At 47.7% G+C, this 26206-nt stretch carries 23 protein-coding genes; 14 read left to right on the top strand and 9 right to left on the bottom strand.

Annotated elements, in window-relative coordinates:
• Position 1: 1 nt before the first annotated feature.
• Together B067_RS0106625 and B067_RS0106620 are read right to left on the bottom strand one after the other, a co-directional pair.
• Positions 2–1216 carry a serine hydrolase domain-containing protein gene (locus B067_RS0106625; RefSeq protein WP_019529289.1) on the bottom strand — a complete coding sequence of 405 codons (1215 nt, stop codon included), beginning with the start codon at positions 1214–1216 and terminating at the stop codon, positions 2–4.
• A 15-nt stretch (positions 1217–1231) separates the two neighbouring features.
• Positions 1232–2119 carry a hypothetical protein gene (locus tag B067_RS0106620; RefSeq protein ID WP_019529288.1) on the bottom strand — a complete coding sequence of 296 codons (888 nt, stop codon included), beginning with the start codon at positions 2117–2119 and terminating at the stop codon, positions 1232–1234.
• Positions 2120–2570: 451 nt separating this feature from the next.
• Here B067_RS0106620 and B067_RS19815 point away from each other — a divergent pair, with 451 nt between their 5' ends.
• The 4 genes from B067_RS19815 (at position 2571) to B067_RS0106600 (ending at position 7158) form a co-directional block, all read left to right on the top strand.
• On the top strand, positions 2571–3260 hold the full coding sequence (locus B067_RS19815) for a GntR family transcriptional regulator (protein WP_019529287.1): 690 nt from the start codon (positions 2571–2573) through the stop codon (positions 3258–3260).
• Positions 3261–3467: 207 nt separating this feature from the next.
• Positions 3468–4841: an aspartate aminotransferase family protein gene (locus B067_RS0106610; protein WP_019529286.1), complete on the top strand. Its 1374-nt coding sequence runs from the start codon at positions 3468–3470 to the stop codon at positions 4839–4841.
• Positions 4842–5084: 243 nt separating this feature from the next.
• Positions 5085–6353 (top strand): Na+/H+ antiporter NhaC family protein, encoded by a 1269-nt coding sequence (locus B067_RS0106605; RefSeq protein WP_019529284.1) that lies wholly within the window; start codon positions 5085–5087, stop codon positions 6351–6353.
• A gap of 49 nt (positions 6354–6402) precedes the next feature.
• On the top strand, positions 6403–7158 hold the full coding sequence (locus tag B067_RS0106600; RefSeq protein ID WP_019529283.1) for an SDR family NAD(P)-dependent oxidoreductase: 756 nt from the start codon (positions 6403–6405) through the stop codon (positions 7156–7158).
• A gap of 24 nt (positions 7159–7182) precedes the next feature.
• Here B067_RS0106600 and B067_RS19810 read toward each other — a convergent pair whose 3' ends face one another.
• Both B067_RS19810 and B067_RS0106590 read right to left on the bottom strand, forming a co-directional pair.
• Positions 7183–7827: a TetR/AcrR family transcriptional regulator gene (locus B067_RS19810; RefSeq protein ID WP_019529282.1), complete on the bottom strand. Its 645-nt coding sequence runs from the start codon at positions 7825–7827 to the stop codon at positions 7183–7185.
• 126 nt (positions 7828–7953) lie between these two features.
• The gene (locus B067_RS0106590; RefSeq protein ID WP_019529281.1) at positions 7954–9240 is read right to left on the bottom strand and encodes an NAD(P)/FAD-dependent oxidoreductase; all 1287 of its coding nucleotides are present in this window, start codon (positions 9238–9240) and stop codon (positions 7954–7956) included.
• Between the two features lie 190 nt (positions 9241–9430).
• Between B067_RS0106590 and B067_RS0106585 the strand changes: the two genes are divergently transcribed.
• The 4 genes from B067_RS0106585 (at position 9431) to B067_RS0106570 (ending at position 13164) form a co-directional block, all read left to right on the top strand.
• Positions 9431–10177 (top strand): gamma-glutamyl-gamma-aminobutyrate hydrolase family protein, encoded by a 747-nt coding sequence (locus B067_RS0106585; RefSeq protein WP_019529280.1) that lies wholly within the window; start codon positions 9431–9433, stop codon positions 10175–10177.
• A 9-nt stretch (positions 10178–10186) separates the two neighbouring features.
• Entirely contained in the window at positions 10187–11536 is a 1350-nt protein-coding gene (locus B067_RS0106580) for a glutamine synthetase family protein (RefSeq protein WP_240472831.1), read from the top strand.
• 141 nt (positions 11537–11677) lie between these two features.
• A complete protein-coding gene (locus B067_RS21180; RefSeq protein WP_083921371.1) occupies positions 11678–12436 on the top strand; it encodes a substrate-binding periplasmic protein in 759 nt (252 codons plus the stop codon).
• 95 nt (positions 12437–12531) lie between these two features.
• On the top strand, positions 12532–13164 hold the full coding sequence (locus tag B067_RS0106570) for a trimeric intracellular cation channel family protein (protein WP_019529277.1): 633 nt from the start codon (positions 12532–12534) through the stop codon (positions 13162–13164).
• A gap of 56 nt (positions 13165–13220) precedes the next feature.
• Here B067_RS0106570 and B067_RS0106565 read toward each other — a convergent pair whose 3' ends face one another.
• On the bottom strand, positions 13221–13628 hold the full coding sequence (locus tag B067_RS0106565) for a hypothetical protein (protein ID WP_019529276.1): 408 nt from the start codon (positions 13626–13628) through the stop codon (positions 13221–13223).
• A 138-nt stretch (positions 13629–13766) separates the two neighbouring features.
• Between B067_RS0106565 and B067_RS0106560 the strand changes: the two genes are divergently transcribed.
• From B067_RS0106560 to B067_RS0106535, 6 genes are all read left to right on the top strand, one after another.
• A complete protein-coding gene (locus B067_RS0106560) occupies positions 13767–14990 on the top strand; it encodes a GGDEF domain-containing protein (protein WP_019529275.1) in 1224 nt (407 codons plus the stop codon).
• A gap of 197 nt (positions 14991–15187) precedes the next feature.
• Positions 15188–16654, top strand: coding sequence for an aldehyde dehydrogenase family protein (locus B067_RS0106555; protein WP_019529274.1), 1467 nt, complete (start codon positions 15188–15190; stop codon positions 16652–16654).
• Between the two features lie 420 nt (positions 16655–17074).
• Positions 17075–17824 (top strand): cupin domain-containing protein, encoded by a 750-nt coding sequence (locus B067_RS0106550; RefSeq protein WP_035801710.1) that lies wholly within the window; start codon positions 17075–17077, stop codon positions 17822–17824.
• 55 nt (positions 17825–17879) lie between these two features.
• Positions 17880–19304 carry an NAD(P)/FAD-dependent oxidoreductase gene (locus B067_RS0106545; protein WP_019529272.1) on the top strand — a complete coding sequence of 475 codons (1425 nt, stop codon included), beginning with the start codon at positions 17880–17882 and terminating at the stop codon, positions 19302–19304.
• 169 nt (positions 19305–19473) lie between these two features.
• The gene (locus tag B067_RS0106540) at positions 19474–19842 is read left to right on the top strand and encodes an MbcA/ParS/Xre antitoxin family protein (RefSeq protein WP_026244476.1); all 369 of its coding nucleotides are present in this window, start codon (positions 19474–19476) and stop codon (positions 19840–19842) included.
• Positions 19842–20570, top strand: a complete 729-nt coding sequence (locus B067_RS0106535; protein ID WP_019529270.1) for an RES family NAD+ phosphorylase — start codon at positions 19842–19844, stop codon at positions 20568–20570. The genes B067_RS0106540 and B067_RS0106535 overlap by 1 nt, the downstream gene beginning before the upstream one ends.
• Positions 20571–21040: 470 nt before the next feature.
• On the opposite strand, the gene B067_RS0106530 is transcribed toward B067_RS0106535, so the two are convergent.
• Genes B067_RS0106530 through B067_RS19800 form a run of 4 tightly spaced genes read right to left on the bottom strand, consistent with a single transcriptional unit; the run spans position 21041 to position 26206 of the window.
• Positions 21041–22720, bottom strand: a complete 1680-nt coding sequence (locus B067_RS0106530) for a BatD family protein (RefSeq protein ID WP_019529269.1) — start codon at positions 22718–22720, stop codon at positions 21041–21043.
• Positions 22714–24675, bottom strand: a complete 1962-nt coding sequence (locus B067_RS0106525; protein WP_019529268.1) for a vWA domain-containing protein — start codon at positions 24673–24675, stop codon at positions 22714–22716. Before B067_RS0106525 ends, B067_RS0106530 begins: the two co-directional genes overlap by 7 nt.
• Positions 24675–25709: a vWA domain-containing protein gene (locus B067_RS0106520; protein WP_019529267.1), complete on the bottom strand. Its 1035-nt coding sequence runs from the start codon at positions 25707–25709 to the stop codon at positions 24675–24677. The genes B067_RS0106525 and B067_RS0106520 overlap by 1 nt, the downstream gene beginning before the upstream one ends.
• Positions 25709–26206: a DUF4381 domain-containing protein gene (locus B067_RS19800; RefSeq protein WP_019529266.1), complete on the bottom strand. Its 498-nt coding sequence runs from the start codon at positions 26204–26206 to the stop codon at positions 25709–25711. Before B067_RS19800 ends, B067_RS0106520 begins: the two co-directional genes overlap by 1 nt.

The following is a 26206-nucleotide window of genomic DNA, read 5'->3' as shown; positions in this document are numbered from 1 at the left end:
TTTACACTTGGGCTGCAATGGCTTGCCAAAGTGTGTTGAGTGATTGTGTCATCAGAGGGCCATCCTGCCTAGGGTAAGATCCAAAGCCGACTATCATTAGCTCGCGCCGTAGATCATACCATGCAAATTGGCCGTGTATTCCCAGCATGGCAAATTGCTGTTGTTCAGGGCTGACTATCCAGAATTGATTTTTATACTGGCCTAGCTTAAAAACTGTATCTGAATCAACAGCTTGGTATATTGCCTTAGCGTGTAGGTCGGGAGCAATCGTTTCACTGATGAATGATGGTGCGATAATTTGTTGATTGCTGAGGCTTTTACCTTGGTTGAGCATAATGCTAGCGCATCGGGCAAAGTCTTGCAGGCGCATATTTAGCTGTCCTTCGACTATGGCAAAGCCCATAGGGTCGGTATTAAAGTAGGCGGCGGATTCTGTGCCAGCGACTTGGTAGAGCAGTTGTTCAAAAATTGCGGCTAGTGGTTTGCGATGTACCGCCTCTAGCGCCATGCCTAAAATGTTAGCTAGGCAGGAGTTGTAAACAAAGCTGCTGCCAGGTGCGTGACTACGGCTGTTGAGGTTGTCGATAATCCAAGCTTTGGCCCCTATGGCATGCTCGCCCGCCAGAGGTGGATAATAACCTGCGGCCCTTGCGTAGTGCCAGTAATGGGCATCGGGGTCGCTGTAATCTTCGCTGTAGGCTATGCCTGCTTGCATATCTAGCACATGCTGTAAGGTAACCCCTTGCCATTCGGGGCGCTGGCGAAACTCGGGTATGTAATGGCTAATTAATTCGCTGCTTTGCAGCAGCCCTTGTTCTATGGTGATGGCTACGACCATAGAGCACAGCGATTTGCTGCAGGAATGTATAACGTGTCTGTCATCCGCAGTCATGCCGTTACGGTAGGATTCGTGTAGTACTTCGGTGCCCTGCATCACTAGCAGGGCATCGTTATATAGTCGGCGATTGAGGAATTGTTCGCCGCTAATCTTGCGCTCGGGCATGAGCGGGTCGTTAAGTTGCAAGCCGTCTATATCTAGGGTTTGTGCCGACCGGTTTAAGGTCTGCGCCTTGCCGGGTTCTAGAGTGACGGTTTTAAACAACTGTTCCATGTGCAGCTGACCTAGCCCCAAATGCTCGGGGTGATCCCAGTTGCTTTGGTTAATACCGAGGCTTTCGCTAACAGTATAGGTGGGGCACTCGGTAATGATTTTCATAGCAGCAGCGCGTAGTTATACGGGGTCGACATGATGGCTTTCTTCGGCCAGAGATTTAGCTTCTTGATTTTCTTCATGCCATTCAAAAATATTCATTTCAATAAACACAAAGGCGACTAACCACAAAAAAGCATCCCAGAAATCCAAAAAGCTACCTTTTACGCCCCAGTACACCGCGCATAAAAATAGCACGCTATAGAGTACGGCCTTAAAGGCTTTGCTGACCCACATAAGGGTGCCGGCGAGTTTGTTCCTGGCTTGCAGGAATACGTCAACTTCAAGTATGGCGACTATCATTAGCCAAGTGGCTGAGTTAGTCGTTTCAACCAAGGACAGGCGCTGTGTGGCCAGCAAATTGGCGGGGTCGCTAATAATATTGGTGCCTGCTATTTGCACTAATTCACTGCTGTGAGCATTTAACATTTTGCAGCTTTCTGCGGTGATAGCTATGTATTCGTCTATGGAGACCACATGGGTAAATTTAGAGCCAATTAATGAGCAGGCATCAGGTATCGAATAAGGGATGAGGTTGTGCAATAGGGAATATTTTTGAGTAAAGCCGTAAAACGAGAAAATAATAAACAGATAACAGACGGCGCGGGTGAGGTGTATGCTCCATTTGACGGCACCTTTAATTTTTTCATCGTCTAAGACATAGGTTTCTAACTCGAAAAGCAGTAATAAAACAACCCATGCTGCGGTGTCTATGGTGGCGGTAAAGGCTTCGATCAGCTGGCTTAACGCTATGCCACCGGCAAAGGTTTGCGAGCTGGCACTGTAATCGTCCACAAAAAAGTAATAAATATTCATGGATAGCAGGCAGTAAACAGCATACTTAAAGAGCTGAAAAAACAGCTGTGCATTAAAGGTTTTGTTTTTGCCTGGCGCTGTGGCTGTGGTCATGGCTGTCATCGCGTTGGGAGGCCTTGTCATTATTTTATTATAGGAAGTAACAGGATTAGAGTAGCTCTAAAAATCACCTTTTCCGGCAACAGTCGCGTCAGCTCCGTGCTCAAACCCTCATTTACTCCGTGTAAACGGCGCTTTTTCGCGCGACGCTTTCCTGCTCTCACGAAAAAATTCTAATTGTTAGAACAGCCCTTAACTTAGAGTGTTTGCCACATTATAAAAATACCCAAATTAGGGGATGCTAATCACTGTATTGTGATCACATCATATGTTAGTCCATAACCTAGCTGTTTAGGTGCTGTAATGGGGCTGTTGTTGCTTGCTTGCGCAGTATTGTAAAGCCTATTGCTGAATAATATAAGTTTGTAATGCGCTTGAATATGGGCATACTGGATATTTTGATCACAATATTGTGGCTAATTAGCCCTATAGCGAAACATCTCTTATGAAGACCGATGATAAGTCCGACAATCAGGGGCCTAAAACTCAGCAGGAAAGAGTTTATATGCAGCTGCGTGAGGCGATTTTGCGAGGTAAGTTTGAGCCTGGCAACAGCGTGACCCTAAGGGGTATTGCTGAAATGTTAGGGGTGAGCCTAATGCCGGTGCGGGAGTCGCTGCGGCGTTTAACGACTGAGCGCGCCTTGCAACTGCTTAATAACCGCCGTATTACCGTGCCTATGATGACCCCAGACAAGTTGGAGGAGTTGTACCAGACCAGGGTATCGCTGGAGTCTTATGCTGCTGGCCGAGCCATGCAAAAAATAAGTCCTGAGGCCTTAGCCTATCTTTATGAAGTCAATGAAAAACATACTCAGTCCATAGTGGAGGACGATGTAGAAAACTATATCTACCTCAATTTTGAGTTTCACAGAGAGTTGTATCGCCACGGCCGGTGTGAAGTGGTGATGCCCTTGATAGAGAGCTTGTGGCTGCAAATAGCCCCTTTTATGCGCATGGTGCACAGCCAGTATTTAACGGAAAATCGCTTTAATGAGTCTGAAGATAAGCACAAAGCGATACTTTCAGCCATAGAGAAAAATAATGTAACCCAGCTTAAGTATTTGATTCATGACGATATTTTAGATGGTGTTAGACGTTTACAAGCCGCTATGGGCTGGCCCATATCCAGTTAAGTCAGCAACCGTCGCGAGGTTTTGTTGTTGTAAAGGTAAAACTGCGTATTGACAGGCTTATGAATAATGTGATCACATTGCATCTTGAAATGTGATCAAAACATCTGGTCTACACTGTGAGCAGTTTGTAAGCAGCAAGGCTAAGGTGAAATTAGCTACACCCCACGATGAGCTTAGGCTCTAACGATGTAATGCAGGAGAAATGATATGACACAGCATTCAACAAAAGATTTGCAAGCCGCCGATGCGCAACACTTTATGCACCCCTTTACCGACTTTAAAGATTTGGCTAGCAAGGGCAGTCGTATTATTACTAAGGCCGAAGGCGCTTATATTTATACCAATGAAGGCCAAAAGTTATTAGATGGCATGTCGGGTTTGTGGTGTTGTAACTTGGGTTATACCCAGCCAGCTATTGTTGAAGCCGTTACTGAGCAAATGAAAGTGCTGCCTTACTACAACAGCTTTTTCCAGTGTTCACACCCAGCAGCTATTGAGTTGTCTAAGGTGATCGCCGACTTAGCACCTGCACACATGAACAATGTGTTTTACACCAACTCAGGCTCAGAAGGTAACGATACGGTTTTACGTTTTATTGCCCGCTACTGGGATTTAAAAAAGCAGCCTAACAAGCGCATAGTGATCAGCCGCGAAAACGCTTACCACGGCTCTACAGTTGCTGCAGCCAGCTTGGGTGGCATGAGCTTTATGCACAAGCAGTTTGCAACACTACCTAACATTGAGCACATCGCACAACCATATTGGTATGGCGAAAGTGGCGACCTAAGCCGTGAAGAGTTTGGTTTGCAAGCGGCTCGCGCTTTAGAGGAAAAAATTCTTGAGCTAGGAGAAGAAAACGTTGCCGCGTTTATTGCCGAGCCCATTCAAGGTGCCGGTGGTGTTATTATTCCACCCGAAACTTACTGGCCTGAAGTACAGCGCATACTGAACAAATACGATGTGCTATTTGTTTCTGATGAAGTTATTTTCGGCTTTGGCCGTACTGGCAAATGGTTTGGCTGCGACTACTACGGCACTAAGCCTGATTTTATTAACTTTGCAAAAGCGGTTACTAATGGTTTTCAACCTTTAGGTGGCGTTATTGTCGGTGATAAAGTGGCTGATGTCTTAAAATCAGATGGCGGCGATTTTGCTCACGGCTTTACGTACTCAGGTCACCCGGCTGCTTGTGCCGCGGCGTTGGCAACAATCAAAATCATCAAAGATGAAAAGATTATTGAGAATATTGCTGAAAACACTGGCCCATACTTCCAACAACGTATGGCTGAGTTAAGCGATCATCCGTTAGTGGGTGAGGTGCGTACGCTAGGGTTGGTGGGTGCGCTTGAGCTGGTTAAAAACAAAGCAACACGTGAGCGCTATGACTCAGATGGCACTGCCGGTGGTCTTTGTAGAGATGCCTCTATCGCCAATGACTTGGTGATGCGTGCTACTGGTGACACCATGATTATTTCGCCACCGTTAATATTAAGCAAAGAGCAAATCGATGAGCTAGTGACTAAAGCGAAAGCGGCTTTAGATCAAGCTTATGAAGAGCTACAAGCTAAATTTGGCAGTTAAGCTTTTGCCTGTGAGCTTGCAAGCAGCACCAGCACCATGTGCTGTTGATATTGCTTGCTAATAAAACCCTGCTAGATATTATATTTAGCAGGGTTTTTTTATCTTTATAAAAAACTGATATGATAAAAATTATAAAATAAAAATAAGGAATTCGATGTGGAGCACTATGGCCTGTTAACATTATTACCGACTGCTATTGTGTTGTGTATGACCTTGCTTAGTCACAGGACTATAGAGTCTGTAATGGCTGGCGCGCTCACTGCTTTTATTATTGTTGATGGCTGGGATTTCTTAAGCCAATTTTCCTATACCTTGCAGGAAGCTTTTAAGAATGACACCAATGTATGGGTGTTATTAGTTTGCGCCATGTACGGTAGCTTTATTGCCCTGTTAGTGCGCGCTGGTGGTACTCAGGCCTTTGGGGATTTGATGGCCAAGCGGGTTAGCAGTAAAAAAGGTAGCTTAATATGCACCTGGCTATTAGGCCTAGCTATTTTTTTGGACGATTACCTCAACTCGCTAACCGTCAGTTCTTCCATGAAAAAAGTCACCGATAGATTTAAAGTGTCTAGAGAGATGCTGGCCTATGTGGTGGACTCTACGGCGGCACCGGTTTGCTTGTTAGTGCCCTTGTCTACTTGGGCAGTGTATTACTCGGGTTTATTAGAAAAAAACGGCCTTGCCGAGAGTGGCCAGGGTATGGCGCTGTTTATAGCATCTATGCCCTATATGTTTTACCCCATTATTGCGGTGTTAATGGTGCCTCTGGTTATTATGGGGGTGATACCACTGCTGGGTAAAATGAAAGCCGCGGAACATCGTGCCGAAACTACCGGCCAGCTGGCACCATCACATGGTGAGCACAGTGAAGTGTGTGATACCTATGTAGAGCAAGAGTTGCATAACCCCAACAGTGAATTATTTTTCATTCCTATTATTACCTTAATTTTTTTCACCCTGTGGTTTGAAATCGATTTATTAATGGGGGTGATAGCGGCGACTATGGCAACAGTGTTGCAGTATTGGCTGGCGGGAGTGTTAAAGCTAACGGAAATTTTTGACACCATGATGGACGGTTTAAAAACCATGTTGCCGGTGCTGGTAATATTAGTTGCGGTATTTATGCTCATAGAGGCGAATAACCATATAGGTTTTACCGCCTATATTATTGAACATGTTACACCCTTAATGAATGCGAAAACGTTGCCGGTAGTTACGTTTATTTCCATGGCTTTGGTGTCTTTTGTGACCGGCTCCAATTGGGGAGTGTTTGCGATTGCTTTTCCAGTGGTGATTCCTTTGGCGATAGCGATGGATGTCAGCATACCCTTAGTGGTGGGGGCGTTGTTATCCGCCAGCGGCTTTGGCAGCCAAGCCTGTTTTTATAGCGACTCGACCGTGTTGTCGGCGCAGGGTAGTGGCTGTGGCACATTCGAGCATGCAATCAGTCAGTTGCCCTATGTGTTAATCGCTGCTGCGTTGGCCGCGATAGGTTTTTATGTAATAGCCTGATGGTTAGTGTCAAACCAAAGCAGGCTAAGAATAATGATGAGGTGTAAATATGAGTTTTGAATCTAAACGTGTTTTGGTAACAGGTAGTTCACGCGGTATAGGCTTTGCTATAGCGCAAGAATTATTAAATCGTGGTGCCTATGTGGCTGTTAATGGTCGTAGTGCTGCCACGGTGCAGGCGGCCTATCTGGCTTTGGGCGAGCATGAAAGAGTCATCAAGGTGATAGGCGATGTCGGTAGCGCCGCAGGTTGTGAAGATCTAGTTGCGCAAGCGGTGCAGGCGCTGGGTGGCCTGGATATATTGGTTAATGCCGCTGGGGTAGACTATTCAACGGCTATAGAAGACACCACCGAGGAGTTGTGGGATCTCACCCTAGATATCAATTTAAAAGGGGTGTTCTTTTGCTGCCGAGCGGCTTTGTCTGCGTTAAAAGAGAGTGGCGGTAATATTGTGAATATTGCTTCTGATGCCGGGTTGCAGGGTGAGCGTTTAATGCCCGCCTACTGTGCGTCCAAGGCTGGGGTGATCAATATGGGGCGCGCTTTGGCGCTGGATTTAGCACCTAGGGTACGGGTCAATAGCGTATGCCCTGGCTATGTGGATACCGACATGGTGCGCCGGGACTTTATTGAAAAAGCCGATAATCCAGCGGCTACAGAGCAGGCGTTGAAAGATAGGGCACCCTTACAGCGCATAGCGGCCCCCAGCGAGATTGCCAAAGCGGTGGCTTATTTGGCTTCCGATGATGCCAAAAATATTACCGGCATAGCGCTGGCTATCGATGGCGGCACTACCGCGGGGTAATATTTTTGCGTTTAAACACGTGATTTAAAAATAGTTAGCCAGCAGCGCGTTTAACATCTGATTTAAATCAGCTTGGCTCCTGCTGGCTTTGCTGCCTTGCTGCTCGACTATGGTCATAGAGCAGATATAGGTTGTTTCGTGGTAAAGCCTAGCAATACGCTCTAGCTCTGGCTTGCTGGCTTTGCAGCCAAAGTGCTTAAGCGCGGTGACCAAATATTGAATCATCAAGGTGTCGTGCTGCTCGTCCAGCTGCCTAACCTCGGGTATGGCATACATAGCCTGCACCAGTGGCAGTATGCCGCGTTGGCGCTTATACATATCACTAATCTTATCGGTATAAACCTGCACGTAGCTGGCTATATCGCGATGTTCTGCAATATTGTTGTCCACCTCTGAAATGATATGGGTCATTTCATCCAGCCAACGTGAGGCCAGTGCGCAAAGTATGGCGACTTTATTGGGGTAGTAATGGTAGAGCGAGCCCACCGAGATGTTCAGTTCTTTGGCGATGAGTATGGTGGTTAAGCCATCTATGCCTACACTTTCTAACAATTCAGCGGTGGTATCTAAAATTTGGTCGTGACGTTTTTGTGCTCTGGCTTGCCGCGGCTTTCTTCTGGCGGCGGTGCTGTGTTTGTCGTCGTTGCCAGCGGCATTAGTCGTTTTCATTCAGTATGTATTTCCTATAACGGGCGATAAGCCTGAGGGCTACTGAGCAGCCCTATCAGATGCTGCCGAGCTTCTAGTCGATGTTTCAGTCGGACTAGCAGCTGTCGGGCTACTAACAAGTAGTGCTTATAGCCGATCTAGCAGCGAGTAGTATAACATTCCCGCCACCAGCCCTGGCCAGCGCAACAGCGTGCCGCCGGGGAAGGTGGGGCTGGGTACTTTGGCAAAGGTATCAAAGCGCCCAGCGTCACCGGCTATGGCTTCGGCTAAGACTTTACCGGCAAAGATGGCGGTAGGTACACCGTGGCCGCTATAGCCTTGAATAACGTAGCAGTTGTTTTCTAGGCGTTGAAAGTGGGGCATGCGGTTGAGGGTAACGGCCAAGGTGCCGCCCCAGCCGTAATCTATGCGTAGGTCGCTAAGCTCTGGGTAATTACGCAGCATGTATTTGCGCACAAAGTTTTTAATGTCGCCGGGGAAGCGGCTGGTGTAATTTTCGCCACCGCCCCATAGCAGGCGATTGTCGCCGGATAATTTCCAGTAATTAATCACGAACAGGCTGTCAGAAACCGAGACATCGTCGCGGTTGATTTTGCGGGCTAGCTCTTCCGGCAGTGGCTCGGTGGCCAGCATAAAATTATTAATGGGCATAATTTTACCGGCGACTTTGGGTTCCAGTTTTTCTAGGTAGCCATTGCAGGCTATCACCATATGGTCGGCGGTGACGGTGGCCTGTTCGGTGCTTATACGGCTGGGGCTGCCTTTGCTATAGTTGTTAACGCGGCTGTATTCATAAATTTTTACCCCTTCGTGTTGGGCAGCCTGTGCCAAGCCCAGGGCAAAGTTGAGCGGGTGTAAGTGCCTAGCGCCATCGTCCATTTCGCCCGCTTGAAATTTATTGGTGCCAAATAAACCGGCCAGCTCGTCTTTGTCTAAGTAGCGTATTTGATCGTATTGATACTCGGAGCGCATATATTCCACGTCTTTTTTGTAATGGTCGGCTTCTTTGGCCTTGCTGGTGACATGGGCGTTACCTTTTTTAAGATCGCAGGCGATGCTGTACTCATTAATCAGCCCTTCGACAGTTTGCACCGCCTCTAAACCGTATTGCCACAGGGTTTTGGCCGTGTCTTTACCTAGCATGGCTTCCAACTCTTGCTGGCCTTGGCGCTGGCCTGTACCCACATGGCCGCCGTTGCGACCAGAGGCGCCCCAGCCCACGCGCTCAGCTTCTAATAACACCACTTGCAGGCCTTTTTTTGCCAAGTGTAAGGCGGTGGATAGGCCGCTATAACCGCCGCCTATAATGCACACATCGCAGCGCATATCGTCGCTTAGGCTAGGGTAGCTTGGGTGCTGGTTGGCCGTTGCTGTGTAGTAGGAGTCTATATAGCCTTTGCGTTCGCCTGTCATGTTAACTAACCTGTTTATGCTGTGTTAAGGGTGTGTTTACTGTGCTCGCCGGCCCCGTAGTTAAGGGTATATAGCTAGGGTTGATGGCGTAAACCGAATAATAATTCGGAATAATAGTTGAATAATAGTTCGGTTTCCATAATAATCCAAGTCTTATTTACGGCAGCGCTAATGTAAGAGGGTGGGGTAGATGTTATTGATAGGTGTGTTATGTGATGACAAGCAAATAGGCGAACACCATTTTCATTTTGTGGGCGATAAGTATGTACGGGCTATTGTGCAGTCTATGGATGCGGTGCCGGTATTAATTCCGGTGCTAGCTGATGATTTGAATGTGCCTGCTTTGCTGGCGCATGTCGATGGCCTGCTGTTGCCGGGCTCTTATTCCAATATAGATCCCCGCCATTATCAGCAAGTCAATGAGGAGGACCAGCCACTGCGTGATCCCGCGCGCGACAGTACTGCTTTTGCGGTGATAAAAGAGGCGCAGCGCATACGATTGCCTATCTTTGCCATATGCCGGGGTTTTCAAGAAGTGAATGTGGCTTTGGGCGGCAGCTTATACCAGCGCTTGCAAACAGTAGCGGGCATAAACGATCACCGCGAAGATAAAAGCCTGCCTTTGGAACAGCAGTATGAAGATGCGCATGCTATAGATTTAATGGCCGGTGGCCTATTGGCCACGCACTGGGGTAAAACCACGGCGCAGGTTAATTCTTTACATCAGCAGGGCATACAGCAGTTGGCGCCGGGTTTAAAAGCCGAGGGCGTAGCCGCCGACGGTTTGATAGAGGCCTATGCCAGCGATAACCCTGAGCATTTTATCATCGGTGCGCAATGGCATCCGGAATGGCAGGTAAAAAACAATCCGTTTAATTTAAGCTTGTTTACATTGTTTGAGCAGGCCTGTAATCAATATAGAAATAACAAGGCGTAAAGGTGTCTTATGAGTAGTAGTACGATGGAAGCAAGTGTTGAAGAGTGGCTAAAAAAACACAGCATAGAAGAGGTGGAATGCATCATCCCTAATATGGTGGGCAATGCCATAGGCAAATTCATCTCGCCAGAGGTTTTTTTGCAGAACAATAGCCGCATGCCGGAGAGCTTATTGGCGATGACGGTAACCGGCGAATATGCCGATACCCATTTTGATTATATGGATGCTAAAGACATAGATTTGTTTGTGTTGGCTGATAATAGCACCCTGCGATTAGTACCTTGGGCCAAAAAGCCGACTGCGCAAGTGGTACATGATTGCGTGAATAAAGAGGGTATACCGCACCCCATCTCTTCACGTACGGTGTTGAAAAAGGTATTAAAGCTATATGCCGATGAGGGTTGGACGCCGGTAGTGGCGCCAGAGATGGAGTTTTATATTACCGAGCAAAACCTAGATCCTAAACAAGCATTACAGCCACCGGTAGGTAGAAGTGGTAGGCGTGAAACGGCGCCGCCGCCTTTTGGCATAGAGGCCATGAGCGAATATAGTGATTTTGTGAAGGACTTATACGATTGCTGCTATCAACAAAACATTGACGTTGAAGGCTTGGTGCATGAATGCGGTACCGCGCAGTTTGAGATTAATTTTAATCATGGCAATGCCTTGTATTTAGCCGACCAAGTGTTTGCGTTTAAACGCACGGTTAGGCAGGTAGCCTTGCAGCATAAGCTGTATGCCACCTTTATGGCTAAGCCCTATCAGCATGAGCCGGGTAGTGCCATGCATATACACCAAAGCGTCTTGGATAAAGAAGGCAAAAATATATTTGTGGATGAACAGGGTAATGAAAACGCCCGCTTTCTGCACTTTATAGGTGGTATGCAAAAATATACGCCTTATTGCCTTAGCCTTTATGCCCCTAATGTTAATTCCTATAGGCGTTATTCTAGCGGCCATTCCGCGCCGGCTAATATGGAGTGGGGTTATGAAAATCGGAACGTAGGCTTGCGTGTGCCGGAAAGCCCGGCTATTGCTAAGCGGGTAGAAAATCGCTATCCCGGTGCGGACTCCAATCCCTATTTGGCCTTGGCTGCCTCCTTGGCCTGTGGCTATTTGGGTATTAAGCATGCGGTAGCCGCTACAGAGCCCCATCTGGGGGATGCCTCAGAAGAGGGCATTAAACTGTCCCGTGATTTACTGAGCAGTTTAAACTTGCTAGATGCTTTACCCGAAGTAGTAGCGGTGTTGGGTGAACCTTTTGTGCAGGCATATAAAGCGGTTAAATTAAAAGAGTTTGAAGTGGCTAATTGTGTAGTAACAGCTTGGGAGCGAGAGCATCTACTGCTTAATGTTTAATTGCGGTTTTATTAGCGTTTAAGCAAAAGCCTCTATTATTTAATAGGGGCTTTTTTACGCACAGAATATTTGTTTGTTGAATGGGGCTACTACTGCTAATGTCCTATTTAACAATAACGTGCATGTCATGCTGTGTGGAATATGAATCTAACGATGATTAAGGCTCTTTGCGTACTTTATGGTTTACTGATTGCTGTGGTCGTTCACGCGGATGAAACGATTACTTTAGTGGCTGATGAGTGGTGCCCTTTCACTTGTGCAGAAAATCAACAGCAAGGAATAGGCGTAGATTTGGCGCGGAAGTTTTTTGAAGCTCGAGGGTATCAGGTTGTTTATCGTACCGCCGCTTGGGCTGAGGCTATACGCCTAGTGCGTTCGGGTGAGGCTGATGTATTGATAGGCACGGTTAAAACAGAAACGCCGGATCTATTATTTCCTGATTATCATTTTTCTTATAGCCAAAGTTGTTTTTTTAGCCCGGTTAAAACAGATTGGCACTATTCAGGTGTTAAATCTTTACAGCATAAAGTTGTAGGCACAATTAATGGCTATAGTTATGGCACAGGTATAGATGCCTTTATAGCGGCGGCCTTAAAATTAGGAACGGCTAAAGCCTATGCGGATGTGAGCCAGCTATTTTCGGCGTTGCATAGCGGAGAGGTAGATGTATTTATCAATGACCGCAAAGTCGCAGAGTACTATAAGGCTAGCCAAGATATAGTGTTAAATTATCGTATTTCCGGTTGTCAGCCCTTAAGAAAACTATTTTTTGCCGTGAGTGTGGCTGATCCTCAAAAAGGGAAAAAGCTCATTAAGTTATTAAATACAAGCTTATTGCGTGGGCTAAGCACAAGCGTAGTAAAAAATGTGCATAAGCAATACGGATTTCACCGTATATAAATTATGTGGGTATGTTGGGCTATAACTGAGCTATAACTGACTTATGGCTGTCCTGTATGATGGCCGTTAATTTTACTAATTAAGAGTGCGCTGCAGTGTTCAGCTTTGAAAATGTACTTTATCTATCCGGCATGGTCGGAGTTGCCGTGTTTGCCATTAGTGGCGCCCTGGCTGCGGCCGAAGAGCGGCTCGATATTCTAAGTTTGGTATTCTTCGCAACGGTAACCGGCATCGGTGGTGGCACCATGAGGGATTTATTTCTTAATGCGCCGCAGGTGTTTTGGGTGGCAGATCCCTTATATCTATACACAACAATAGCGGCAGCGATATTAACTTATTTCTTTTCACATTTACTGGTGTCGATTGGTCGTTCACTATTGTGGATGGACGCGGTGGGGCTGGCCCTGTTTAGTGTGTTGGGCACAGCAAAAGCTATGGCTATGCATGCAGACCCTGTAGTGGCGATTACTATGGGTATGATCACTCCGACATTTGGTTCGGTGGTGCGGGATCTTTTACTGGGTCATAAACTGGTGTTATTAGAGCCAGAAATTTATGTCACGGCGGCGTTGGTGGGTGGCAGTGGTTATTTTATTTTGCGAGGGCTGCTGGCCGTTGATGAGGTGCTGGCTATTGTGTTGGCCGTAGCCGCGGCTTTTATGTTGCGTGCCGCGGCGATGATTTGGGATTGGCGGCTGCCTAAGTTAAAAGACTCGATTAACCCCTAATATTACAGTGGGTATTACTGTAGTTACCTTTATACAATTACGCTTAGGTGCCTGGTTTAGGGTTTAAATACCCTAAAATCAGAAACATAGCCTAGGCTCTCCCACACTACGCATTTGGCCATGGAGTTTTCAATGCCGGGCCTGCCATCGGTAGACGTGCTATGGCTGATGCGGTAATAAATCGTATATTGCTTGCGGCTGCTATCATGTCGCGATGAAATTTCATCATAGTATTTGCTGACCAAGCGATCACCAAAGTAATCGTTTATTTTTTCTTCGCAAGAATCTGCCGCGCCGCCTATGCTGCGAGCAAAAAACTTTTTTTCTATATTCTTAGGGCCAAAGACTATAACCGTAATGACTACCGCAGCTGATAGTAAAAATAGAATAATGAGGGCGGTGACTAAGGTGCTGCCGCCGGCTTTGTTATGGGGGCGGTGGGCTTGTTTGGGCTGTGCTGACATGTAATATCTCTATAATTATTGTTAGTTGGCAGCGAATGTAGGTAGTGTAGCGTAAAGCCCTGTTTGTGAATATTAGCTTATGCTATTGTTGGCCAGTATTTTTTATAATCATAATAATACCGTGTTGGCACTCTAGCTATGTTAAGTATTTTCTGGCGCTTATTGATACCCGTTCTGCTGTTGGTTTTATCGCTGTATTCAGTGTTTGAAATTGGCCGCATACAGCCACAATATCAGCCCTTATTGACCTACTTGCCTTACCCCTTACTGTTATTGGCTATGCTGTTGGCACAGCAGTTCAATCGCCTGCGGGTGTTTGCGGCTGCTGGACTTTTTATGCTGGCATTCATCACTGTGCAGCTGGGCTTGCAGCAGCCCTTATCCGAGCCTAGACCCTTTTTTTTATATACGACGTTAAGTCTATTGTTGCCGCTTAATGTGATGCTGCTAGCGCTTATGCCCGAACGCGGCATATGGAGCCGCTATGGCTTTGTACTGTTGTTATGTTTGTTGGCGCAGGCGGTAGGCTTGAGTGTGTGGCCTGAAGCGTCTTTGCAACAGCCCTTTCCTTACCGTTATCTGTTTGATTCGCACCCGGCACAGGGCTATTTATTATCTTATGCTGCCAATTTATTGTTTGCTTTAGCCTTGCTGATTACAGCGGGGCTACTGGTGCTACGTAAGGGGGAGACTGAGGCCGCCCTAGTAGTGTGTTTAATTGCGCTGTATTTAACCCTGCAGTTATTTTCTGCAGCCTATATTTCAGCCATTTTGTTTAGCTGCTGTGCGCTGTGTTTAATGTACTGCCTGGTTAGAAACTCGCATGACATGGCTTTTAGGGATGATTTAACGGGTCTGCGCAATCGTCGTGCCTTTAATGAAACGCTGCGCTCATTAGCGGGCCATTACGTTATCGCCACCATGGATATCGATCATTTTAAAAAATTTAATGATCGCTATGGCCATGAGGTGGGTGATGATGTGTTGCGCTTGGTCGCTGCCCAGATAGGCAAAGTGGCTGGCGGTGGCGTGGCCTATAGGTACGGCGGTGAAGAGTTTTGTGTGGTGTTTACCGGTAGGCAATCGGCTGAAGCTTGCACCGTTTTTTTAGAGCAGGTAAGAGTGGCTGTCGCCAGCTATGGGATAAGTTTACGCAATCTGGCTAGTCGTCCACCCTCGCAAAAACAGGGGCAGAGCCAGCGTGGCGCAGCCGCTAAGGCTAAAACCGTTTCAGTAACCATTAGTGTCGGTGTGGCTGAGCGGGGCGTTGAGCTGCGCAAGGCTGAGCAGGTATTAAAGGCCTCAGATCAGGCGCTATATAAAGCGAAAAAACAGGGTAGAAACTGCCTAGTACTGGCCTAGTTCTGTCGGTAGTGTGGGCGTAATAAATGGCGTCACTGGCTGTTTTGTGATCAAAAAAATTGGCCGGCAGCCCTATTTTGGGTATAGACTTTTGCCATGCCCAATTTTACTATTCAGCATGATTTTGAAGGCTGTAAGCAACGATAGCAGCAATAAACATAATTTTAGCGACCTGATAACAGAATTTGGAGGCAGTAATGCGAGATAAACTTTTTATTAATGGTGAGTGGGTAGCCCCCGAAAACAACGCCACCTTCCCTGTCATTAACCCTGCCACCGAAGAGGTGTTTCACAACGCGCCTGCTGGTAGTGCTAATGATGTTGATAAGGCGGTTAAGGCTGCCAGCGTCGCCTTTAAAGGCCCGTGGTCTAAAACCACCGGTAAAGAGCGTGCGGTTTATTTACGGAAAATGGCCGATGGCATGGAGCGCGATCTGCGCAAATTATCTGAATTAGAAGTGATGGATAATGGTAAACCTTACCCTGAAGCTGAATGGGATATAGAAGATGCTATAGGTTGTTTCCGTTATTACGCGAATCTTGCTGAAGAGCTAGATGATAAGAAAGAAAACACCGAGTTAGGTGACGACAGATTTAAGTCGGAAGTACGTTACTCACCCATAGGTGTAGCGGCGTTAATCACGCCTTGGAACTACCCCATGCTGATGGCTTCTTGGAAAATCGCGCCAGCGATTGCCGCCGGTGCCACCTGTGTATTAAAGCCAGCCACCGTTACCCCTATGACAGCCTTAGAATATGGCGGCTACGCGCAAGAAGCCGGTTTACCTGCCGGTGTGTTGAACATTGTTACCGGCTTAGGTTCGGTGATTGGTGATCCATTAACGCAGCACAAATTAGTCAATAAAGTCGCCTTTACCGGTTCCGTACCGATAGGTAGCCGCATCATGTCTATGTGCGCGCAAGATATTAAAAATGTTAGCTTAGAGTTAGGCGGCAAGTCGCCCGTTATCGTTTTTGACGACGCCGATATTGAAGGCGCAGTTGAATGGGTCATGTTTGGTATCTTCTGGAACCAAGGCCAAGTTTGTTCTGGTACGTCGCGCTTGTTAGTGCAAGAAGGTATACGCGACAAATTCCTAAAACGTTTGAAAGAAGAAACAGAAAAAATCACCATAGGTGATGGCATGACTGAAGGCACCTTATTGGGCCCATTAGTTAGTGCAGGCCAAATGCGTGATGTGTTGTCGTTTATCGACCACGGCATTGAAACCGGTGTAACTATGTTGACGGGTGGCCGTTGTGACGATTTCGCTAAAGGTTATTACGTTAAACCTACCATCTTTGTTGATCCACCTTTGGATGACAAATTATGGACCGATGAGATCTTTGGCCCAGTATTAGCCGTACGTTCTTTCGGCACTGAGGAAGAGGGTATAGAGCTAGCCAACGATTCTATCTTTGGTTTGGCTGCCGCCATTATGTCTACCGACAAAGATCGCTGCTCACGGGTTGCCGATGCCATGCACGCCGGTATCATCTGGGTTAACTGTTCACAGCCTACTTTCACCGAAGCCCCTTGGGGTGGTTATAAGCAAAGTGGCTTTGGCCGTGAGCTGGGACGCTGGGGCATGTACAACTACCTAGAAACTAAGCAGGTTACAGAGTTCATCAGCCCCAAACCTTGGGGTTGGTACATGAAATAAAGCGATAAATCGCTAGTTTCAGAAGCATAAAAAACCGCCGGTTAAGCAATTAATTGGCGGTTTTTTGTGTTCAGGATGAACAAGTCGATTTTTGGCTTTCCCAACACACACTATCGCTAATAGTTTGAGCTTAGGCCAAAGCCGCGTAGCAGGCTGTAGGCCGTTGCCGTAATATAAGCTATAAATTATATTCGCGTGAACATTGAGATTTTTGTACGGTCGGCCTATAATTCCTTGCTGGCAATGAGTGTTGCTGCGTTTATCGCAAAACACCCTTGAGTTAATGGCAATCATATTCCGCCTTTTACTGGGCTATAGTGCTAGTCCGCTGGGGCTATGGGCTGTTAGTTTACAGACCCAGCTAGCTATTTAGCGCGGGTGCGGCCCGTGTGCTTATTTTATTTTTGTAAAGGTTTTCCCATGTCAGATAAAAGTATTATTCGTTTAAGCGCCAACCCTGCAGGTTTTGGCGAGGTAGCCGACGAACTTAGCCAAGATATGTTTGCCTCTGCAATCCCTGCACAGCACTCCCATATTTACTACGAAGATGAAGCCTTGGGCTTGTTTATCGGTGTGTGGGATACCGACACCATGGTAGAAGCTGCCGGCCCCTATGGCTGTGATGAGTTTATGTGGTTGTTAGAAGGTGAGTGCGAAATTAAAAATAACAAAACCGGCGCTATGGAAAAAGCCAAGGCCGGTGAAGCATTTATTATTCCCAAGGGCTACGATTGCCAATGGCAGCAAACGGGTTACTTGCGTAAGTTTTTTGTGATTTCTGAGCACCCGCAAGAAACGATACCGGCACAACCTACGGTTGCAGGTATTATTATTCCTAAAGCCGATGCGCCTTTATCGGCTATGCGCACAGCCGCACCTTTTGCCGTAACCCAGGGTGCTGCCCCGCAAGAGCATATTTGCTATACCGATGTTACCGGCAAGTTTATTGCCGGCACTTGGGCTAGCGAGGCGTTTGAATCTGCGCCGCAAGCCTTCCCCTATAATGCATTTGCTTATGTGCAGGGGGGTTCTATTAGCTTATACGACGAGGCTGGCAACGAGCAGCGCTTTAATGCCGGTGATGCCTTCTTCATTCCTGAGTCAGTGGTTTGTCACGCCATAGTGAGAGCTAGCGTAACGCTATTCTTTACGGTTATCGCTACAGCGTAAAGCCAACTAAGCTATTAATGCCGCGCCAAAAAAATTGTAATAAAGAGTAACTATTATGCATAAGCACCACGACGCACTAAAAGACGCAGAATTAAAGCCGCTTTGGCATGACCCTGCCATTATGCCAGAGCCTTTGCCGCCAATTGTAAAAGATGAGAGCTGCGAGTTGCTGATAGTGGGTGGTGGTTTTACCGGGCTTTGGGCGGCTATGCAGGCCAAAGAGCGTAAGCCAGATGCCGATATTATTTTAATTGAAAAAACCTTTGTAGGTGATGGTGCCTCGGGCCGTAATGGCGGTTTTTTAAGTACCAGTGTGGCCCATGGTGAAACCAATACCGAGGCGCAGTTTCCCGGTGAGGCGGATAAATTAGACGAGCTGGGTACGCAAAGCATGAAAGAGTTTTTAGAAACTCTTGAGCGTTACAATATTGATGCCCAATATGAGCATGTCGGTGAAACCGATGTGGCCCTAGACCCAGAATCAGCCCAGCGTTTATACGCTGAGTATTTAGAGTGTAAAGAAGCCGGTGAAGATGTGGTGTGGTTTGATAAAGATGCCATACGCGCACAGGCTAACTCGCCCACATTCTTTGCTGGCCTATGGCATCGCGATGGTCAAGATGGGGTGATACATCCCGGCCGTTTATGTTGGGGCTTAAAAGATGTATTAGTTAATCAGCTGGGTGTGCGTATTTTTGAAGGCACCGAAATGCTGGATGTGGAACCGATAGGCAGTGATGGCATGAAGGTGACTTGCGCCGGCGGTGCCGTTATCAGCAGCAAAAAAGTGTTGCTGGCCACCAATGCTTATACCAGCAAAATCAGCCGCATACGCAACTCCGTGGTGCCGGTATGGGATTATCAAATTGCCACCCAGCCATTAACCGATAAGCAACTGGATAAAATTAACTGGGGTAAGCCCGAGTCGCGCCATGCCTTGGCCGATTACAATAATATGTTCCACTACTTTCGTTTAACCAAGGATAATCGTATTACTTGGGGCGGCGGAGGTGCCGTGCGTTACTATTTTAATCGCGGCATAGATGCACAGTTAATGGATGCGCCCGCTAGGCATGAGCAATTAGCCATCGAGTTTTTTGAGATGTTCCCGCAGTTAGAAGGCGAGATAAAGTTCACTCATCGTTGGGGCGGTATTATTGCCACCTCTACCCGTTTTTGCATGGTGCCCGGGGTGATGTATGACGGCCGTTTGGCTTGGGCTGTCGGTTATACCGGCCATGGCGTGGGGGCGTCACGTTTTGGTGCGCGCATAGGCATAGAGTTACTGGGCTATGAACCTAGTGATGTTATTACTATGCAGTTTGTCACCAAAAGAGCCATACCCTGGTTCCCAGAGCCTTTCCGTTGGTTGGGTGTGCGCTTTACCCAAAACGCCTTAATAAAAGCCGATCAAAATGGCGGCAAGCGCGGCCTGTGGTTGAAGTTTTTAGATATGCTAGGTTTAGGTTTTACCTGCTAAATCAATAGCTTAAGATGTATTTTGTAAAAAGCGCCCGTGCTTAAGCCGGGCGCTTTTTTTATGGCTGGCAATATCTATTATTCGCGGCTATGAATATGTGCTTGCAATTATTGTTTCTTGTGATACTTTTTGTAAATTAAAGAATCACATGATTCCTATGGAGGGCGATATGCACGCCGTACAAAAAGTCGATGACCAAAGCCTAGTTAGCCATGCCCTGTGTGAAGCGGCCGACATGATGGGCCTTAAACGTCAGCAATTGGCGATGGTGATAGGAGTGTCTGAGCCCACCATGAGCCGCATACGTAATGAGAGTTCGGTAGTGCCGCAAGGTAAGCCTTTTGAGCTGGCCTTATTATTGTTGCGGGCCTATAGAGCGCTGTACGCCATTATCGGCGGCGATCCAAAGTCTATGCAGCACTGGCTGAAAACAGCTAACAGCCACTTGGCTGATCAAGCCCCTATAGACCTCATTCAAAAAGTAGAGGGCATTACCCAAGTGGTACGTTATCTGGATGCCATGCGAGGGCGGGTGTAGTGCTAGACGTAAAAGGATTGATAGCGCCAGCTGAAGGAACGATTTGGCGCATAGTAGAAACCCAAGAGATAGCCGCCACCCGTGCCATCACCCGCTCCGCTAGCGAGCAGTCGCGGCTAGAGGAACTACTGGAGTTATCCAAGCCACGGTTACCTGCCGATTGCGTGGGCCTGTCCTATTTATTAGCCACCCCTTTTCGTTATCCGCCCTTAGATTACGGCTCGCGTTTTGGCACGACGTTGGAACGGGGGATTTTTTACGGGGCGAAAGAACTAAACACCGCCTTGGCAGAAACCGCCGTCTATCTGTGGTTGTTTCAATCAGCCCTGCACGAGCTGGGCCCTTTGGCTGCGATTAACGATCACCGCACGGCTTTAGCGATTACTATCGCTAGCGATAGAGCCGTGGATTTTAGCTCCCCCGAGTTGGCCGCTCATCACGCAGCCATTAGCCAGCCCGGTGATTGGTCTTACAGCCAAGGCTTGGGTAGGGCGATGCGCGAGTTAGAGGTGGCCTGTTTTTGGTATCCCTCGGCGCGCTTACAGGGTGGGGTTAATGCTGGCGTGATTAGCCCACAGGCTTTTGCGGCTAAAGAACCCAGCGAGCAGCAGCATTGGCAGCTAAAGCTAACGCCGGAGAGTTGTTGGTTTGGCCGCCACAGAAGCGGCCATGAGTTTTATCGCAAAGATTTTTTACAAGATAATCGTCTCTTGCATCCTATGGCGTAGTTTTTTGTTGGCTCACTATCGCTCTGCTTTTTTGTTACGTCCTTCTCTATTTCTAGCCACTTCGTTTAGTGCGCTTACGTTACTCCTGCGTAGGGTTGTTAGCGCTAGGGGTAAATAGCAATTAAAGAGATCAGAACGAATGGAATGTATTTCGCTTAGGTGAGAAAGGTATGTTCATCCTGTCGTACCCAAAGCACTCGCAATGCTCGCGGGGCAGGCTCTACCGGCCTTGAGCCGGTACCCAGGGCTTACCAAGTGCGCGCTATGGTTTTAGATATTAGTTTGTTTAAAAACTGTTTTTTAACGAATGTAAATTATAGATGCAGTTTAGCTTGATGATGTAGATAGTCTGGATGCCGGGTCGGGGCCCAGCATGACAGGTGATGAATGTTAGTTCGATAGTGATAGACGCTGGCCAGAAGCCAATAGTTTTTTAACAGTGCTAACTCAATGGGTATCACTAGCTGAACTTATTTATACAAAGCGGGTAGAGTACTATCGCTATCCGCTTTGTCTTTTTGCTGGCGCAGTTCATTAACAATACTGAGCAGGCTTTCGCCATTCCAGTCACTGCTATCGGCAGTTTTACCGTAGCGATTATTATCAAACTGCAGCAACATATTTTTTAACGCGGGGTGTTCACTTACGCGGCTAATATCATCCAGTGTGTGTATCTCTTGTGTAGTCCAATATTGTTTAGCCCAGGCAATTAACGCCGGTCTTAATTGCTCGCTTTGTTGTTTGCGGCACACCTGTTGCAAATATTTATAGGCGATTTTTTCGGATGCGCTAGCGTCTTTTTTGGGCGGCACAGTATCGCTGCTTTGGGCGCGACGCGGTAAACGCCAATACGCTAACAAAGTGAGTAGCCATAGCCCTAGCAGTATAAAGCTCACTACCATCCAAAAAGGATTGCTGACGGTGACAATTTTTTCGGTAGCTGTGTTGGTTGCTGCTGCCGCTGTTTGCGAATGATCGATGGCATTGCGCTGGTTTTGGTTTTCTTCCAGTGGCGGCAAAATCGTTAATTCTCTGGCGGCTATATTGGCTGTTTTTTGGCTCTGGCTGTCGGTATCCCACCACGTTACCTTTATGGCTGGCAGGGTTATTTTACCGGGGCGAGTAGGAATAACTGCGGTGCTGTCTATACGGGTGGCGCTAATGCCAGTGGCCGATTCGCTGTTATTGGTTTCGGCTTGGTCGGGGTACAGTTTTAGCCCAGAGATAGGCTGAAATTTGATAGGCGGTAATTGCGCGGCGGTTACACCGTTGGCAGTGGTGGTAATACTGCGGGTAATAGAGTCGCCTACACGCAGCTGTGCAGGGTCCTTACTCCAGGTTTCTTGCAGGGTTAATTGCTGGGCGGGCAGCCATAGCTCGCCATTATAATCCGTGGCGGCAGGGAGTACTTTAATTTTATGCGCTTGTGATTTACGACGTATTATCGAGCCGCCGTTATAAAAACGGTTTTGGCTAAGTTCTTGGCCGGAAAAGGTGAGCTCGGGAATTATTAAGTCACCCGCCTTATTGGGGAAGATGACGTAGTTAATTTCATGCACGCGATGGCGTACTCCCTGCACTGTGCGGTAAAAAGAATTTTGTCCCACCCGCTTAACGGTAGCGTTTTCCAGGGTGAGTTCACTCATGTTGAGGTTATCTAACTGCACCGAGTGGTAAATAGTGAGATTTAATAAAATCTGTTGCTGCACATAGGCTTTGCTATGGCTAACACTGCTTTCTACAAAGACCGTGTCCAGCTGGCCAGGGGGCAGGGCGGTGGCCTTGTTAACTTGTACGGCTATGGGGTTGGTTTTGGCATCGTTAATTTTTATGGCGGGTATTAGTAATAGGCCATCGCGCTTAGGGTATAGGCTGACGGTCCACTCGGTGACTGAACTGCTGCGGCCATTTATGAGTGAGTGACGGCTGCTTTGGCTGGTGCCGGAAACTTGGAAGTCTTTTTCCAGTGCGCTAAGGTCTGGGGTTTTATAGGTGCCGGTATCATTGATGCGTATGCTGAGGGTGAGGCTGTCATCTATGGTAATGGTTTGCCTGTCCACCGAGGAGCTAGCGGTGATGCTGGCGCTATGGCCGCTAAGCGTCCATAGGCTAACTAACAAGATAAAAAAATATTTAATGTGACTTACCACAGTGGCTGGTCCTCATTGTCAGTGTTTTTTTCCGCCTGACGTAGGCGATATTCATAATCAAATTTACGACGCAGCAAACCGCTGGGGTCGTCGGGTATTTGCCGCAGCCATTGTTCGGTGGCTTTTTCTTGCTTGTTGGCTTCTTGCTCGGCAGCGGCTTTTAAGGCCTGTTGCTGCTGTTCTTGTGCTGTTTGTTCTTCATCCTTTGGTTCGCCAGCTTCAGGCTTGTCCGCGTCTTGTTCGGGCTTGTCTTGTGGTTCTGACTCTGACTCTGGCTCTGATTCTTGTTCAGGTTTGCCGTCTTGCTCTTTTTCTTGCTCAGGCTTGTTATCGCTGTCTTGATTCTGGCTCTTATCTTTATCGCTAGGCTGTTGTTGCTTATCTTGCGGCTGATCTTTGCTAGGATCTTGTGAGTCTTGCTGCTCAGACTCACTCTGATCGTTGTTGTCGCCTTGTTGATCTTGTTTATCTTTTTCTTCTTTGTTCTTTTCTTTGTCTTTTTGTTGATCTTGATCTTGCTGATTATTTTGATCGTCGTTTTGTTGTTCTTGCTGCTGTTGTTTGGAATCTTCCACGACTTTCTTATTGAAGGCGGCGTCTTCAAAATCGGGCTGTAGTTTTAGCGCTTGTTCATATTGTTTAATGGCTTCATCCAGCTTACCGGCTTTGGCTAGGGCGTTGCCGTGGTTGTAATAATCGTCGGCGCTGGTGAGTTGGTTAGCCTCATATTGTTTGGCGGCGTCTTCATAGCGCTCGGCTTTATAGTGCGCGGCAGCTTTCCAGTTTGGGTCTTGAAAAGTTTTGGCGGCTTGCTCGGCATCACCCTGTTGCAGCATTTGCATAGCTTGTTGGTTGGGAGTTTGCCATAGGTCTTGCCATTCCAGTGCTTGGCTTTGCTGTGGCTCTAGCACTATAAATAGTGGCAGTAATAATAACCAACCGCGCCTAAAGGCGAGTAGCGCTAGCGGTAATAGCAGTAAGCATAAATACGCCCCTTGATCCTGCCATTGGTCAAACTGGCGTTCGGTTTTACGGGTGGCGGTATTTAAATCGCTGCTGCTGGTGGCTAATAAAAAATTGATGTCGCTATTATCCAAACTGGTTTCTATGTAGCGGCCTTGGGTGTTGGCGGCCAATTGTTGAAAGGGGCCGCGTTCAAGTTGTGGCGTGACGATGTTGCCACTGCGATCTTTTACAAAACCCTGTGATAGTGGAATAGGCGCTCCGGTGGGGGTGGCCACCGCCATAATCGATAGCTCTACGGCGCTGCCTGCTAATAGCTCACTAATCGCGTCGCTGTCTTGCTCGCTAATACCGTCGCTAATTAATAAGATGCGGCCTTCATTTAGGCCACTATTTTTAAACAGCTTTATCGCCGTGGCTATAGCCGCGGCAGGGTTGCTGCCTAAGGCTGGCATCATTTCGGGGCTAAGGGCGGGAACTAAATTGGCTACGGTATTGTTGTCGTCGGTAAACGGCGATACCACATGGGCATCACGCGAATAGGCGATTAAGGCGCTAAGCCCTTCGCTGCGAACTTTTAAAATATCCGTCACTTTATGGCGGGCCCGTACCAAGCGCGAGGGTTTTATATCTTGGCTGTACATGGATAGCGATAAATCTAACACGATGGCTAAGGCATCTTGGCGCTCATGCACCGGCTGCGGTAATTTTTGCCAAGCGGGGCCGGCCATGGCCAACGCGGCGATTAACCAAGCGCAAAATAATACTAGCCATGGCCAGCGGTTGGGGCTGCTAATTTTGTCTTGGCCGGCGGCAATTAAGTGGCTAAGCAAGCTGGGGTTAATGGCCTGGCCCCAGTTTAAGGCGCTGCTTTTCCGCCGCCAAAAAATAATAACCAACAGTAGCCCTGCGGGGATAGCGAGTAACCATAGCGGGCGCAAAAAATGGAATTGGGCTAAGCTGCTCAACAGTTGTGCGCTGTATTCTGCCATTAGCTAGGCTCCTGCGCAGTGCGGTTGCGGTTAAACCACAGCGCCCAAGGTAGCTGTAGTAGGGCGGTAATAAAACTAATTATCAGTGCCGCGGCTAAGGGCCAGTAAAATAAATGCATACTGGGCCTAAAGGTTTTGGCATCGTCCTCGGTGGGCTCTAGCTCATCCACTAAACGATAAATTTCTAACAGCTGTTGCGGGTTTTTAGCGCGGAAATATTTGCCACCGGTTAAGGCTGCTATTTTTTGCAGGGTGTCTTCATCCAAATCTTTTGACGGGTTGATGGTGCGTGAGCCAAAGCTGCTGCCAAAAAAGCCGGGGGTAGTGAGTTGGTCGGCACCTACGCCTATGGTGTAGATGCTGATGTTGTGTTTGGCGGCAAATTTAGCCGCCGCTAAAGGTTGCACTTCGCCGGCGGTATTGGCGCCGTCGGTTAATAAAATGACTACGTGTTTGTCGCCGGGGCGTTTGCGTAAACGTTTAACCGCTAAACCTATGGCATCGCCTATAGCGGTGGCGGGGCCAGCGAAACCGATTTGCGATTCGGTCATAAAACGTTTAACGGTTTCTCTATCGAAAGTGAGTGGCGCTTGCACATAAGCTTGGCTACCAAACAAAATTAAACCTATGCGGTCGCCTGCGCGCCTGTCGACAAAGTCATTGATAACGGCTTTCACTGCGACTAAGCGGTTGACTAAATCATCACCGGCCTGCATATCTTCCATACGCATACTTTCCGATAAATCTACTGCCAACATTAAGTCGCGGCCTTCGGTGGGTAGGTGTATAGGATCACCTATCCACGTGGGTTGGGCGGCGGCGGTAAGCAGTAATAGCCAGCTGAGTATGAGGCTGGCCATTTTTAGCGGGCGCTGTTGATTTTTTTGGCTGTGTTGTTGCTCTATGGCATCGAGGCTGTGATAAAAAGGCACCCGCACAGCGGTTTGCTGTTGTTTGGCGCGGGGCAGTAGCCAATAAGCTAGCAGTGGTATTGGTAGGCAGTAAAAAACCCAGGGCAGTTGAAACTCCAGCATTATGCTTGCAACCTCTTAGCGCTTTGTTGCTTGATCCATAGGCTGACCAGTTGGTTTAAGGCCGGGCGATCGACGCTTGCTACGGTGGCTTGATAAGGGCCGTGGCCTAACACTTGGCCTACGCCGTCGCTAAAGGCTTGCGTGTTTTTGCTGCTGTGTTGATCTAAAAAATGTAACCACGCGTCACCGTGCAGGGCGGCTATGTCCTGTCGCGGATTAACCGCCAACGCGGTTTGTTTTAATAAGCGATTGAGTTGCTGTATGTAGAGACTGTCGTCGCTGTGCTGTTGGCTAAGCTGCTGCACTTGTTGTGTGGCGACGCGTTTAAAGGCGTTGCGGCGACGGTAGCGCCGTAGGCTGTAAAACAATATCACTAGCACGCTTAGGCTTAACACAATCAATAGCCACCAGCCTGGGGCCAGCGGCCAAAAGTCTATGGGCGGGGGTGTGTGTATATCGCGTAGTTGGGCTAGTGGGTCTTGGCTGGGTATGTTCAT

It is taken from the genome of Dasania marina DSM 21967 (assembly GCF_000373485.1).
GTDB classification, from domain to species: Bacteria; Pseudomonadota; Gammaproteobacteria; order Pseudomonadales; family Dasaniaceae; genus Dasania; species Dasania marina.
This window is presented reverse-complemented; position numbering and strand designations above follow the sequence as displayed.